Here is a 13,263-nt window from a genome sequence, read left to right as displayed (position 1 = left end):
GCTGCATGAGCCGGCGCTGGTTTTCAGCTGTCCGGGCTCTTCGACCGCCCGCATTCGCGCAACAGCCATCGCTCGTCCGCCGCAACATGCAGCGGGCGGAACTCTTCACTCGGATTTGGCCTGACTGACGGTTAGTGCCGGTGCGCTAAAGCCACTGCTTGATCTGCCTTGCGACTTCGGCGCTGGAAATGCCGTAGCGGTCGTGCAGCGTCGGAAGTGCGCCGGCGTCAAGAAATTCGTCCGGCAATGCAATCTGGCGGAAAGGCGGATGGACGCCTGAACGCATCAGGAGAACGGCGACCGCCTCGCCGAGACCGCCAATCGTCGTGTGGTTTTCGGCAACGACGACCAGGCGGCCTGACTTGCCGGCTTCACGCAGTATCGTCTCGGCGTCGAGCGGCTTGATGGTCGGAACGTGGAGCACCGCAGCATCGACACGGTCGTTCTTCAGAGTTTGCAATGCCTCGAGCGCACGCATGGTCATGATGCCGGATGAGATGATCAGAACGTCCTTCCCGTCACTGATCAACTTGGCTTTGCCGAGCTCGAACTTGTAGTCGTATTCGTCCAGCACGACCGGCACCTGGCCACGCAGCAGACGCATGTAGACCGGCCCCTGATGCGCCGCGATCGCGGGCACCAGTTGCTCGATTTCATGCGCATCGCAGGGGTCGATGACGGTCATGTTCGGCATGGCGCGAAACAGCGCGAGATCCTCCGCGGCCTGATGGCTCGGTCCGTAGCCCGAGGTCAGCCCGGGCAATGCGCAGACGATCTTCACGTTGCGGTCTTCCTCCGCGATGGTCTGGTGGATGAAGTCGTAAGCGCGCCGCGATGCAAACACCGCGTAGGTGGTTGCGAATGGCATGAAGCCTTCGGCGGCAAGGCCTGAGGCCGCGCCGAACAGCAGCTGCTCCGCCATGCCCATCTGGTAATAGCGGTCCGGAAATTCCTTCGCAAAGATGTGCAGGTCAGTGTATTTGCCGAGATCGGCCGTCATGCCGACCACATCGGGGCGGCTGCGCGCGAGCTCGACGAGCGCGTGTCCAAACGGCGCCGGCTTCGCTTTCTGTCCCTCGACCGCGATCGAGGCGATCATGGCTGAGGTGGTCAGGCGCGGCTTGCCCGGTTGGGGCGCTGATCTGACGGTCTTCATGCCTGCCTCCCGGCTTCCAGCGCGGCCAGCGCGAGCTGCCATTCGTGCTGCTCGACGCGCATGAAATGGTTCTTCTCGCGCTGCTCCAGGAAGGGAACGCCCTTGCCCATCAGCGTGTCGGCGATAATCATCCCCGGCTTCGGCGCAGGATGAGACTTGGCGGCATCGAACGCGGCAACCACGGCATCGAGATCATTGCCGTCGATCCGCTGCACGAACCAGCCGAAAGCCTGAAGCTTCTCGACCAGCGGCTCGAAGGCCATCACGTGCGTCGAAGGACCGTCCGCCTGCTGATTGTTGACGTCGACGATGCCGATCAGATTGTCGAGCTTGTAATGGCCCGCCGACTGGATGGCTTCCCAGACCGAGCCCTCGTCGAGCTCGCCGTCCGAGAACAACGTGTACACCCGCGCCTCGGATTTCTTGCGCTTGAGCCCGAGGCCCATGCCGACGGCGATGCTGAGCCCAAGCCCGAGCGAGCCGCCCGACATTTCCATTCCGGGCGTGTAGGAGGCCATGCCCGACATCGGCAGGCGGCTCTCGTCGCTGCCATAGGTTTCGAGTTCTTCCTCGGGGACGATGCCCGCCTCGATCAAGGCCGCGTAGAGCGCGATGGCGTAGTGCCCGTTGGAGAGCAGGAAGCGGTCCCGCCCCTCCCATGACGGATCTTCAGGCCGGTAGCACATCGCGTGAAAATAGGCCACGGCGAGGACGTCCGAGATGTCCAGCGCCTGGGCGATATAGCCCTGGCCCTGGACCTCGCCCATGCGCAGCGCATTGCGGCGAATGTTGTAGGCGCGGTCCGCCAGCTTGGGCGTGTTGGTCAGCGTTTCCATCAATCTGGACCTCGTCTTGCCGGCTCAGTGGATCAGCATGCCGCCGTTGACGTCGATCACGGCACCAGTCACGTAGGCGGAGAGATCCGAGGCCAGGAAGGTGTAGATGCCGGCGACGTCGTCCGCCGTGCCAAGACGATTGAGCGGAATGCCTTCCAGGATCTTCGCCCTCATCTCGTCGGTCAGCTTGCCCGCGGTGATGTCGGTGCCGATCAGACCGGGCGTCACGCAATTGACGCGGATGCCGTCCGGACCGAACTCACGGGCCATCGCCTTGGCGAGACCGAGCACGCCAGCCTTGGCCGCCGAATAATGCGGGCCGCCAAGGATTCCGCCGCCGCGCTGGGCCGAAACCGAGGACATGCAGGCGATCGATCCGGACTTGCGCGCGCGCATGTGCGGGATCACCGCTTGGGAGAGGAACAGAATGCCCTTCAGATTGACGTCCTGGATGCGATCCCAATCAGCCGGCGAGATATCCAGGAACTTCACCGGCTGGGTGATGCCGGCGTTGTTGATGAGAATATCGATGCTTCCGAAGGATTCGATCACGCGAGCGACGGCCTGCTCGCAGGATGATTTGTCGGCGACGTCGCATCGCAGCCCAATGTGGGACCTGCCAAGCGATGCCGCGGCGTCCGCCGCCGTGCTCGCGTCAATGTCGAGAATGGCGACCCGAGCGCCCTCGGCGGCGAACCGCCGTGCCGTGGCCAGCCCGATGCCGTGCGGCGATGCCGCGCCCGAAATGATGGCCGTCTTAGCGCTGAGCAGCATCAGTCCCTCCCGTAGATTGTTTTTCCTTGGCAAGGCTAGGAATGCCCCGCGGACACGCAACAGACAAACGCACAGTTGTCACGGATCGATGAATTTGGTTCACTTATGGAATGCTGTCGAATGTCCCGATATCGGCAATTCGCGCGTTTGAAGCCGCTGCTCGCACGGGATCGTTTCGCGATGCGGCGAATGAACTTCACTTGACACCGAGTGCAGTCAGTCATGCCATCCGCAAGTTGGAGGACACGCTTCGGACCGTATTGTTTGAGCGCAGCGCGCGATCCGTGCGGCTCACGCCAGCCGGCGAGAATCTGATGCGCCACACCGGAGCGGCTTTCGACCAACTCCGCCGCGGTCTCGAGGAAGTCGCCGCGCGCGGACCGCAACTGGTGCGCGTCCACTCAGCTCCGAGCTTTGCCGCGCAATGGTTGGCACCGCGGCTTGCACAATTTCTCGCCGCCTATCCGAAGCTCGAGGTTCGACTGGCTGCAAACACGGACTACGTGCGTTTCAGCAATGACGATTTTGATATCGACATTGTCTATGGTCCGCCGCGTGCTGAGGGCGTCGAAATTGTTCCTCTCCCCGAGGAGACGGTCACCCCGCTCTGCTCCCCGGCGCTTGCAAAGTCAATCAGGAATGCTGCCGATCTCCTCGATCGAACCCTTATCCGTTCCGACGTGAAGCAGGTTCAGTGGCACCAATGGTTCACGGCGAACGGATTGGAAGCACCTGCGCTCCACGGGATGAGGTTCGATCGCAGCTTTCTTGCAATCGCAACGGCTGCGGAGGGATTGGGAGTAGCGTTGGAATCAACGCTCCTGGCCGAACGCGAACTGGCGAGCGGGCGACTAGTTGCGCCGCTCGCAGCGCGAGCCAACGATATCCGCTACGTCGGCCATCGTCTGATCTACCCGCGCGCCAGCCGACAGAGATCTGCGGTACGAGCCTTCGCGGATTGGCTCGTGGCGCAACTCGCTGGCGCGACCGTGGGTTCCTCGCTCTAATATCGAAGTCAAGCCGAGCAGCCCGCAACCAACCAAGCGTGCGGCTGTTTTGCGTCTCGAGCTCCGATGGTCGCGTCTTCAGCGCATCGAAGTCGGCGCCCAAGCAAACGGGCCTCCATAAATCCTCACAATCGTATCAGTCGTGCCCATTATCCGAGGTGCCACCATCGGGGTGGCGGAAGATCGTAGATTGGCGTGCAAAATCGTACGATTGGTAGCGAGCGCCGCGAGGGCGCTAGCTCTGAGACGTCGTTTCAAAGCATCGCGGAGCAGCTCAATGCAGCAGGTATCGAATAGCTGGATCGATGTGTGGAAGATTGAGGCTGAGCGAGCGCTGTTCGTCGGAGGGGCGCTGAGGAACTACTATGCGCGTGCTGAAGGAGGAGCGGGGCCGCGACCATCTGCCGAAACAGGAATTGGGAATGGACAAGGTCGTCTGTATTGAGGGCGCGCTTCACAATGGCGGGCTGCCGAGCTTTTGGAGTGAGCCCAGCGAGCGTACTCCGATGACGAAGGCGCGAGCGGGAGCACGGCGCGGTGGCGTTCGCCAAAGGAAACCGGCGAGGCGGGTAGTCGCACTGAGTGTTCGGCGCATATCGCCCTGGCCGCAAGTGTTCCTGGTATTGCGAAACGTTGAAGAATACTCCTCCTCCCCAAGCACGCGGCCGTGGCGGTTTGCATGCTGATCTCCTATCGAGCTGATTAGGCTCCATAGGAAAGACCGAAATCATGCTCAATTCGCCAGCCGGACGTCGTCCGAGAATCCCATAGATACAGGCTCCTTTTCCTGCGAGCTGCGCACAATCACGGGGGTGTGCCTAATCCCGCTTATGTGAGATTTACATAAGCGCGACGACCGGCCCTTCGCCGGGTTCCCGCCGCCGGCAGCGGTGATTAGGCCTCGAGCGACCCACGAAGCGAACATCCCCAGATGCATCTGGCGGTCTTCGCCGGCGTCCTGCAAGCCGGTTGCTACAAAGCCGATCAGAGAATTTTGCCTGCCGTTTATTGTCGGCGTCAGCTTACGGACAGCTAAGCTGCTTATCGGCGGCGTCAGGTCTAATGACCTGAACACAATGCAACAGCCATAGGAGTGTGGTCGCCATGGGCGGTCGAATTAACAATTGGTCGGATGCTCCATCCGCTGATGAGTATCATTACGCGAGCTCCCCGGAGCACAGGAATGCCGACTATTTCGCGGACGCGTTCGGTAGAATGGGATTGCAGGATTCGGGTGCCAGCTCATCCTCGCAGCCGAGTTATTACCTCACTTCAAGATCTCCCGTTGTTGAGATCGACCAAGCCGAATTCCGGGAACGGGTGAGGAGTTTTCATGGTGACGAGATCAATCATATCGCCAACAATCCGCAGGAATACTCAGAATTTGTATCCGAAAGAGCCAGGCGCACCGCGGATGTCGCTAGCAGTTACGCGATCCGAAGGGATTCTGATGCCGCGCGATATTACAGCTACCAACTGGGAAATAGGAGCGTCGGCCTCCAACGAACGGAAGCCGGATTTCCTATGGCGGCTGAGTTCACCAGCCAACGGTGGCGAGAACAGTTCCCCGGACGAACTGACGTCACATCAATCGTGGATTTTCAGGTTGCTCATCCGCTCGTCGGCAACGCCGGCGATATTCTGCTTGAGCACCAACTACAGCAAGACGGCGAACGGCCGCTGGTGAACTGGCGTCCTGCCAATGATGAAGCGAGAGCCCGTGCAGAACAAATGGGCTTCGTTCATGTAGATCACAATGATATGGTACTCGATCCCACCCAGTCCAGACAGTGGAGATACAGGGATGGTGAATGGCAACGTGCAACCAATTCTCCGATGTATCTCTCCAAAATCAAAACGCCGAGTGATGATGAACCTTCACCAGAGTCCGATTCGGATGGAGACTTTATGTGACGTGAGATCTCCACCAATCGATTGAGGTGGAGCAGGAGCGCAGACCAACCGACACCTGCGGCTTACGATCGAGCGTTGGACGGAACGAAGCCGAAGTCAAATTCGGCTCAATCCGGAGGTGCGCTACTGACCGCACCGCGGCGGTTTAGGAGAGTTGGTGCCTGTAACAGCAAAAAAGAAAATCCCGGCTTCCAACCGGGGTTTTCGACTTTGGCCCGGGCGGGAGAAGCGGATTGCCTATGGCATGCGCGAGCGTCATTGCGTCCGCGCCATCAGAATTGCGGGTACCACGCATCATCATCGGGCAGCTCCCATTCCCGCAGTCCGGCGACGTATCTGGTCAGAGCGATCACGCCCGTGATCGTGGCTGGCTTCGACCGAATGAGCACATTTGCATGCTCCGTGAGAGCCAGGTTCGTTTGGCCGGTGACTTCGTCGGCGGCAGCAAATTCGGCACCATCAGCCGAAAGCGACGCCGCCGCATCGTAGTGCGCGGACAGCTCGCGGTGGCGCTCGATTACTACGAAGATCAGATCCCGATCGGCTGCAGCAACCGAAGGCGTGTAAATTTCTTGTGATGACAATGTTGGCCCCGAGCAAATATGAGGCGCCCGTAGCCCTTACCGGGGAAGGCTATGAATGTTTGACCGTCCGCAGGCACTACACGTAACTTCAGATCGAGCGTGAGGGCCGCCATGCCAATCCTTTGAACGGGAAAATTGAAGGCGCCCGAAATCGTCGAAGAATCCAAACAGGCTAAATCTCACCAAAGCCGTCGGTCGTGTTGCAGACACCCATACGGAGTCAACCGACGCAGCCGCGACGTTAGCAGCGCTGTCATGACTAAAGTCGGCGCACATGACTCGGTGGGCGCTGGTTTTCTGCGCAGCCAAGCGCTGTCAGTGTGATCATCGTCGATCCGATCTCGGCGTATATGGGCGGCAGCGATGGCAACGGCAACGTCGAGACCCGGGAAGTCCTGGAGCCGTTGGCTCGTTGGCCGACATGGCTAACCGCCTGGGCATCGCCGTAGTCGCCGTGACGCACCTCAACAAAGCTGGAGGTGGGAGCAAACGGAGCGCCCTGAACCGGTTCGCCGGGTCGGTTGCGTTCGTGGCTGCAGCTCGAGCTGCGTTTGCCGTGATTGAAGATCTCGATGACGACGAGCGGCGGTTCTTGCTCCAGGCCAAGGACAACCTGGGGAAGAAGTGCAAGGGGCTGACCTTTCGGCTCTAGTGTCCCGAGTCACAAGTTCGCAATCGTAGATTCGCGTTAGGTTCGCGTCGCTGTGCCAGAGATGGCGGCTTCAACAGCGACGGAGGATATGATGGCGGCCCAGCGACTTGTCCCCTTGATATTGAGCGATGATGAGCGTGCTGAGCTTCAGTCGCTGACAATGCGGCGAAAGACGGCGCAGGCGCTGGCTCTGAGAGCCCGGATCGTGCTGACCTGCGCGGAAGGCGGTCAGAACAAGGAAGTGGCGGCCAAGCTGGGCCTAGAGCGGGGAACGGTAGGCAAATGGCGGCGGCGGTTTGTGGAGCAGCGCGTGGCCGGGCTGCACGATGAGCCGCGCTCGGGGGCGCCGCGCACCATTGACGATGGTCGCATCGAAGCCGTGATCGTGAGGACGCTGGAAAGCTGCCCAGAGAATGCCACTCATTGGAGTTCCCGCGGCATGGCAAAGGCCAGCGGCCTTTCGGTGTCGACGGTGCAACGTATCTGGCGAGCCTTCGGGCTCCAGCCGCACCGGCTGGAGACATTCAAGCTCTCGACCGATCCGAACTTCGTGGCCAAGGTACGCGACGTCGTCGGCCTTTACGTCTCGCCGCCGGCACACGCCATCGTTCTGTGTGTAGACGAAAAGTCGCAAATCCAGGCGCTGGACCGCAGTCAGCCGATGTTGCCGATGCGTCCCGGCCAGCCGGCCCGAAGGAGCCACGATTGCAAAAGGCACGGCACCACATCGCTGTTCGCCGCCCTCGACATTGCGACCGGACGGGTTATTGGCAAGTGCTACGGACGGCACCGTGCCGCCGAGTTCCGCAAGTTCTTGGACGAGATCGAGGCCGCTGTGCCGCGCCAACTCGACGTCCATCTCGTCATGGATAACTACGCTACCCACAAGACCCCGCTGATCCGGAAATGGCTGGCTAAACGGCCGCGTTGGCATGTGCACCTGACCCCGACCAGTTCGTCATGGCTCAATCAGGTCGAGCGCTTCTTCGCGCTTCTTACCGATAAGAAGATCAGGCGCGGTGTCTATCGGAGCGTAGCCGCCCTTCGGGCGGACATCGCCTCGTTCATCGAACGACATAACGCAGATCCCAAGCCGTTCCGATGGACAAAGTCAGCCGATGACATCCTTGCTTCCATCGAACGCTTCTGCCGTTACAATGCCCCGGTACAACACGAGGCGATGTTGCGAACTTCTGGTTCAGGACACTAGCAGCGCCTGGTCAGCGAGGACGTCATGTCATCGAACGTCATGTTCGAGGGCGACCACGTCAGCAATTCGATCGACGAGGCGCTGTCTGCCTCGGAGAACCGCGGAGCCAAGAAGGGCCGCGATCATTTTTTATCAATCGAGCCCGTCTGCAGGCGCTGTCTGCTCTTTACCCGAGTGTCCCGCTGGGGCATTTTCCGCGTGTAGTACGCGCGGGAGAGAACGCGCTCGGGCACCTCGAACTCCCGGGCTGTCCGAATTGTCGGATCACCATGAGATGGTTTCGGTCGGAGTTGGTGCGAGACACTCCGGAATCGATAATTGCCCACCTTTTTGTCTGCCCAAATTGCAGGCGCGCTCAGCGTGACCGATACAACGCACGCCGGTGCCGTTTCGCCGTACAAAAATGGGCGCCCTCGTTTCCGTGTGATCGAAGGGGGACTCTAAGGTCGCCGCCTTAGCCGTCTATCGGCCTCGGTCCACATCAGACCGATCACCTAGCTCCTCCGGCAGCCGGTTATCTGCGGATGATGTCGGCCGTCGTGACGTACTTCCCGTCCTTCTTGCTGCTATTTCGCAGTATCTCGCCAATTATCCGATATTTCGGCTTCTCTGAGCCGGCGGCTCCGCACGTTGTCCGCTTTTCTCAGACCAGGGATTGATGGCGATGATTCCCGCCTCGACGGCGTACGTGAGAATGCCGCCAAGAAGCCCGGCCGTCCGCGTTGCCACTGCGAACAATGACTTTCCCGCGTAGCTTTTTTGTCTTGACCGAGGCTCGCGTCTTGCCGGCCATGATATCCTTCAGTACCTTTGATGTCTGCTTGGTTTGTCTCACGCGCCGCTTGCTAAGAAGCGGGATGATATGGCGCTCGAATGCGGCGGGTATCGGTGATGATGGTACTGGGCTTCTTCGGCCGTCCACCCTTTCCTAGGATAGGGCCGGCGTTCAGATAGTTGAGGTAAAGAGCGCAGAGCTCCTTGACGGTGATCGCCTTGCGAGAGCTGGCGTTCCTCCGCGGGATTGTCGCTCTGTGCGATACGCCCCAATTGGACCTTCGCCTCCTGCCTCGGCTTTTGGCCGGTCCAGACGCCATGCAAGCCAATGGTATAGCGGCGCGAGCGGCCTAGTAATCTGTATTGGATGACGCAGCTACGCTTGGCCGGAAGTGAAGATGCGCAGACCGAAACCAGCAAAGGTCACGTCGTGTCGCGGATCCAACACGATCTCCAGATCGTCGTCCTTGCGCCGGCACAGAGCGGTATTGCTCATGCTCGCTCCATCCGTCGCATCGGGCCACGGCGTTGCGTCGGACCGGACCGCGGCAGCGCGCGCACGGCGCGCCTCCTGCGACTTCAGGCCGGCGAACGCTGGTCTCGCCCCTGAGGGTCGCTTCGGTAGCGGGTGGCCGAGGTCTGGTAGTACCGCGTGGACATGGCCGCCATGGCCTCGATTAACGATCCCCACGGCGCCGGAAAGCACTCTTCCGCCGTCACCCGGTACAGCATGCGCGTATAGCCGGCCAGCTCGTCGTTGAGGAACTCCACCGCAGGCATAGCTGGATAGCGCTGAAGCAGCAGGATCGCCGCGTTGTCGGCCTCGCCGGCCAACGTGTCCTTGTCGCGTCCGTGCAGATCGTTCTGCAGGCGCCCTATCACAGAGATGAGTCGCAGGACCTGGCGAAACGCCGGACGCGCGCGCAAGGTCGCCATGTCCAGCCCCCACAGCAACGACAGGCAACAGAACACGTTGGCGTAGGCTATCGAATCGATGCCGTTATGCAGGTACTCGGCGTAGGACCAGCGTTCCGGCCCTGCCGCCCGCGCGTGTCCGGCGCGGAGCGCCGCGCAGTAGCGCCTAGTATCGGCGAGAAGCTGAGCATAGTCGCGATGATCGTAGGCTAGCGCGGCCAGCGAAGCGCGCAGCACAGCGCAGCCCTCGAATCCGGGGAGCGCGCACGGCTCGCCCTGCCCCAGCGCCAGCTCCACCGCGGCGAGCTGCTCCGGCACGATCAGGCCAAGGTCGTTGCAATCGTCGAGCCAGAACAGCAGCGCCAGTTCGCGATAGAACGCCACGATAAGTGTTTCGTCCTGCGGATCGCGACCGGTGCGGGCGCTGATGTCACGCAGGCTCGAGCGGATACGCTGCAGAATGTACTGGCCACCGCTGACCGCTTCCACGGCATGCTCGTCAGCGAACCCGGTCAGGGAACGCCCCCACTCCAGCACCTGATGCAGCGCGCGTTCTGCCGGGATCATGGGGTCGCTCCTGCTCTTTCGGTCAGGACGGGCCGCCCCCAACGAAGCGCCAGCCACAAGCCGGCGAGTTCGGCCACGCGCACGACCCGAGTGGGGCAATACAGTTCCTTGCCGATCCACAATGGCGTTTTCGGCAGTGCATGCGCCGCATGGCGGGCGAGCATCCACTCTAGCGCACGCGCCACCACCTGTGCGATGCGCCAGCGCCCTGTGGTGTTTTCTCTCTCGTCCATCACGCGTAATGCGAACAACGCATAGGCGGTTTCCTCGAATGTGGACGCGCGACCGGCGCCCCAGCCGCCGTCGCCGCGCTGCGCCTGCAGCAGCGCCGCCAGCGCGCGCTCGTCCCGCCACTGGGGCTTGCCTTGCGCCAGCGCAGCGACCGCATGCGCGGTGGGATACAGCCACGAAACGTGCCATTTTTCGTTGTCCCATAGACCGTGCGGGTTGCGATTGGCCTCGACGTAGGCGCTGGTGCCGGCGGCCGGCTTTCCCAACAGTCGCAACGCATGCAGGGCGTGGATGTTGGTCGACACCGAGGCATTGCGCTCGCCGGGGAAGGTGACGAACAGCTCGCCGATTTCAAAATGGCGCAACGCATTGACCGCCGCGTCGCGGCCTGCAAGGTGCAAGACGCATAACGCAACGGCCGTGTCGTCCGCATCAGCCGCGAAATGCAAGGCCGGACCCAGACCGCGCACGCTCAGGCGGGCGTCGAGCTGCGTGACAATCACGCGGACCGGCTCGGCGAGCGCGGGATGCGCGAACAGCCCGGCCAGATGAAGGGTGTACAGCGACCAGCATGGCTCGAACACATTGATCGGCCACACGTTGGGAACGACGCCTTCGATGCCGCTGCGCGTCGCCCGCGATGCCATCTGGAGATACGCATCCGCGCGCCCGACCTGTGGCGTGCTTCCCCGCGTCACGGCGTACGCACGCCACGCGGCGGTGGCCGCCGGACTGATGCCGATGCTGCCCTCGTCATCCGGGTATGCGGTCGTCGGCGACGTCCCCCAGGCTTCCCAGGAGTGCAGCAACGGATGACCGCTCGGCAACATCGCCAATGCCCGCAGCTTGTCCAGGCACGCTTGTCGCAACGGCAACAGCGCTGGATGGCGCGGAAACGCCGCGTCACCCAGCAAGGATGCGGCCTCACCGCAAAACTGCGGCAGGATCAACTCCGCGCCGATCGGCGCGTCTTCCGGCACCGCATGCGCGTAGGGATCGGGTTGGACCTGGAGGAACCGGATTGCAGCCCCGACAGCGTCGGCAGCACCGGGAAGAGGATCGGCGCGCTGCAATGCCAATAACGCTGCCCAGGTGGGCGCATGCCGGAACAGCGGGAAGTCCGCGCTTCCCCATCCGCCGTCGGCCTGTTGCTGCGCGATGAGCCACGCGTATGCGTCCTGCCGACCGGTGACGTTGCCGTGGAAGCGCAGCACCCGCGCCGTGTCGTAGACGGACGGACCGACGCTGCCGCCATCGCTCATTTCGCTCAGCAGGCCGCGCAATTCGGAAAGAATCTGTTCGGACAGCGCGTTCACGATGGATGTTCCTTATGCAGACGATTGAAGAGAACCGGGATCGGGCAGACGCAGCCCATGTCGCCCGCATGCTCGTCGCGTAGGCAGCGCCGGACGGCCGCCCTGCTCCGGCGTGGCGAGGTCCCCGATGCTCGCGCCGGTCCGCCGCGTAGGCTTGCGCGCGGGGCGCCGCGTGCGCCGGGGCGGGCAACCGCTGCGATCGGCACGGCGACTCGGACAAAGTGCAGCATCTCTCGCCGTCGATCGCAGCGGCACGAGGGCGTCTTCATCCGGACGGGCGCGCTCATGCGCATGGCGCGTGCTTGAAAAGATACGCGTTGGCCCGCTCTAGGAGTTGCGCCAACCGTTCCGCACGCGGTCCCAGCGGCGCGATGGCCTCCCCGGCATCGCGCAACAGATCCAGCGCGAACTGGCGTGCTGCCTGCAGTCCCATGATCGACGCGCAGGTCGGCTTCTGCGCCGCCGCGTCCTTGCCGGGGGTCTTGCCCAGCGTCGCGGCATCCGCTGTCACGTCGAGAATGTCATCGATCACCTGCAACGCCAGGCCGAAACAGGCGCTGTAGTGATCGAGCGCACAGTACAGCGCAGCGTGCGCGGCATTCTCCGCTAGAGCGCATAGGGCGCCCATGCGAACGGACGCGCGCACTAGCGCTCCGCTCTTCATCCGGTGCATCGCCACGATCCTGTCCAGCTCGACGTGCTTTCCCACCAGAGACAGATCCAAGGCCTGCCCGCCGGCGGCACCCTCGGCTGACACCGCCTGCGCCAGTTCGCGCACGAGCGCGATACGGTTGTCGCCCGGCGCGTCCAGGCTCGCCAGGGTCAGGAAGGCGTGCGCTTGCAGCGCATCCCCGACCAGGATCGCTGTAGCTTCGCCGAACTTGACGTGCACGGTCGGAAGGCCGCGGCGAAGCACGTCGTCGTCCATCGCGGGCAGATCGTCGTGGACCAGGGTGCAGGCGTGTATCATCTCGATGGCGGCGCCAACGTCATCGAGCATGTGCGCCGGCGCGTCGGCCAGTGTGCCGGCAGCCAGACATAGCAAGCCGCGGGTGCGCTTCCCGCCATGCAAGGTGGCGTAGCGCATCGCCGCCATCAGCTCGGTCTCACCGTCGTGTTGGGCGCAGAGAAGACGCGCCAGCACCTGTTCGATCCGGTTTGCGCCCTCATGCATCCAGATCTCGGGCAGCAGCCCGCCGGATGCGCCCCGCGCCTGCGCGCCCAATCCGCCGAGCGCGGAATCACCACTTCTGTCATCCTGTGGCGTAGAGCCGGGCTGCATGTTGTTCATGTCCTTGTCCCTGACAGGCGAGCCGCCGCGGTGTTG

Annotated in this window: 12 protein-coding genes and 1 pseudogene; 5 read left to right on the top strand and 8 right to left on the bottom strand. The window is 62.4% G+C overall.

Features of this window, described 5'->3' with window-relative positions:
* Nucleotides 1–145 precede the first annotated feature (145 nt).
* Genes XH96_RS08505 through XH96_RS08495 form a run of 3 tightly spaced genes read right to left on the bottom strand, consistent with a single transcriptional unit; the run spans nucleotide 146 to nucleotide 2,766 of the window.
* Nucleotides 146–1,156: a transketolase family protein gene (locus XH96_RS08505; RefSeq protein WP_194392105.1), complete on the bottom strand. Its 1,011-nt coding sequence runs from the start codon at nucleotides 1,154–1,156 to the stop codon at nucleotides 146–148.
* Nucleotides 1,153–1,992 (bottom strand): transketolase, encoded by an 840-nt coding sequence (locus tag XH96_RS08500; RefSeq protein ID WP_092218463.1) that lies wholly within the window; start codon nucleotides 1,990–1,992, stop codon nucleotides 1,153–1,155. Before XH96_RS08500 ends, XH96_RS08505 begins: the two co-directional genes overlap by 4 nt.
* A 24-nt stretch (nucleotides 1,993–2,016) precedes the next feature.
* On the bottom strand, nucleotides 2,017–2,766 hold the full coding sequence (locus XH96_RS08495) for an SDR family NAD(P)-dependent oxidoreductase (protein WP_194392103.1): 750 nt from the start codon (nucleotides 2,764–2,766) through the stop codon (nucleotides 2,017–2,019).
* Between the two features lie 110 nt (nucleotides 2,767–2,876).
* Between XH96_RS08495 and XH96_RS08490 the strand changes: the two genes are divergently transcribed.
* Complete coding sequence (locus XH96_RS08490; protein ID WP_092218465.1) at nucleotides 2,877–3,773, top strand: LysR substrate-binding domain-containing protein; 897 nt, start codon at nucleotides 2,877–2,879, stop codon at nucleotides 3,771–3,773.
* 1,104 nt (nucleotides 3,774–4,877) lie between these two features.
* Complete coding sequence (locus tag XH96_RS39065; protein ID WP_271611485.1) at nucleotides 4,878–5,687, top strand: effector protein NopP; 810 nt, start codon at nucleotides 4,878–4,880, stop codon at nucleotides 5,685–5,687.
* A gap of 272 nt (nucleotides 5,688–5,959) precedes the next feature.
* On the opposite strand, the gene XH96_RS08480 is transcribed toward XH96_RS39065, so the two are convergent.
* Nucleotides 5,960–6,271, bottom strand: a complete 312-nt coding sequence (locus XH96_RS08480) for a hypothetical protein (RefSeq protein WP_092218467.1) — start codon at nucleotides 6,269–6,271, stop codon at nucleotides 5,960–5,962.
* Nucleotides 6,272–6,683: 412 nt separating this feature from the next.
* Here XH96_RS08480 and XH96_RS08475 point away from each other — a divergent pair, with 412 nt between their 5' ends.
* The 3 genes from XH96_RS08475 (at nucleotide 6,684) to XH96_RS08465 (ending at nucleotide 8,337) form a co-directional block, all read left to right on the top strand.
* Complete coding sequence (locus XH96_RS08475) at nucleotides 6,684–6,923, top strand: hypothetical protein (protein ID WP_143130773.1); 240 nt, start codon at nucleotides 6,684–6,686, stop codon at nucleotides 6,921–6,923.
* 91 nt (nucleotides 6,924–7,014) lie between these two features.
* A complete protein-coding gene (locus XH96_RS08470) occupies nucleotides 7,015–8,133 on the top strand; it encodes an IS630 family transposase (RefSeq protein ID WP_194394074.1) in 1,119 nt (372 codons plus the stop codon).
* A gap of 24 nt (nucleotides 8,134–8,157) precedes the next feature.
* Complete coding sequence (locus XH96_RS08465; protein WP_143130849.1) at nucleotides 8,158–8,337, top strand: hypothetical protein; 180 nt, start codon at nucleotides 8,158–8,160, stop codon at nucleotides 8,335–8,337.
* A gap of 293 nt (nucleotides 8,338–8,630) precedes the next feature.
* Here the strand turns inward: XH96_RS08465 and XH96_RS08460 are convergent.
* The 4 genes and pseudogenes from XH96_RS08460 to XH96_RS08440 all read right to left on the bottom strand — a co-directional run.
* A pseudogene (locus tag XH96_RS08460) lies at nucleotides 8,631–9,388 on the bottom strand (integrase arm-type DNA-binding domain-containing protein); the annotation flags it as partial.
* 98 nt (nucleotides 9,389–9,486) lie between these two features.
* The gene (locus XH96_RS08450) at nucleotides 9,487–10,389 is read right to left on the bottom strand and encodes a hypothetical protein (RefSeq protein WP_092220491.1); all 903 of its coding nucleotides are present in this window, start codon (nucleotides 10,387–10,389) and stop codon (nucleotides 9,487–9,489) included.
* Entirely contained in the window at nucleotides 10,386–11,936 is a 1,551-nt protein-coding gene (locus XH96_RS08445; protein WP_194392102.1) for a hypothetical protein, read from the bottom strand. The genes XH96_RS08450 and XH96_RS08445 overlap by 4 nt, the downstream gene beginning before the upstream one ends.
* A 283-nt stretch (nucleotides 11,937–12,219) precedes the next feature.
* Nucleotides 12,220–13,218 (bottom strand): polyprenyl synthetase family protein, encoded by a 999-nt coding sequence (locus XH96_RS08440; protein WP_092220495.1) that lies wholly within the window; start codon nucleotides 13,216–13,218, stop codon nucleotides 12,220–12,222.
* Between the last annotated feature and the right edge of the window lie 45 nt (nucleotides 13,219–13,263).

Source organism: Bradyrhizobium sp. CCBAU 51765 (assembly GCF_015291725.1).
Lineage (GTDB): Bacteria > Pseudomonadota > Alphaproteobacteria > Rhizobiales > Xanthobacteraceae > Bradyrhizobium > Bradyrhizobium liaoningense.
The sequence above is the reverse complement of the archived record's forward strand: the minus strand, read 5'-3'. Positions and strand labels throughout refer to the sequence as shown.

Coding starts and splice junctions, on each gene's coding strand:
- XH96_RS08500 (WP_092218463.1), bottom strand. CDS start 1,992: ATGGAAACGCTGACCAACACGCCCAAGCTGGCGGACCGCGCCTACAAC.
- XH96_RS08490 (WP_092218465.1), top strand. CDS start 2,877: ATGCTGTCGAATGTCCCGATATCGGCAATTCGCGCGTTTGAAGCCGCT.
- XH96_RS08450 (WP_092220491.1), bottom strand. CDS start 10,389: ATGATCCCGGCAGAACGCGCGCTGCATCAGGTGCTGGAGTGGGGGCGT.
- XH96_RS08495 (WP_194392103.1), bottom strand. CDS start 2,766: ATGCTGCTCAGCGCTAAGACGGCCATCATTTCGGGCGCGGCATCGCCG.
- XH96_RS08470 (WP_194394074.1), top strand. CDS start 7,015: ATGGCGGCCCAGCGACTTGTCCCCTTGATATTGAGCGATGATGAGCGT.
- XH96_RS39065 (WP_271611485.1), top strand. CDS start 4,878: ATGGGCGGTCGAATTAACAATTGGTCGGATGCTCCATCCGCTGATGAG.
- XH96_RS08465 (WP_143130849.1), top strand. CDS start 8,158: ATGTCATCGAACGTCATGTTCGAGGGCGACCACGTCAGCAATTCGATC.
- XH96_RS08505 (WP_194392105.1), bottom strand. CDS start 1,156: ATGAAGACCGTCAGATCAGCGCCCCAACCGGGCAAGCCGCGCCTGACC.
- XH96_RS08440 (WP_092220495.1), bottom strand. CDS start 13,218: ATGCAGCCCGGCTCTACGCCACAGGATGACAGAAGTGGTGATTCCGCG.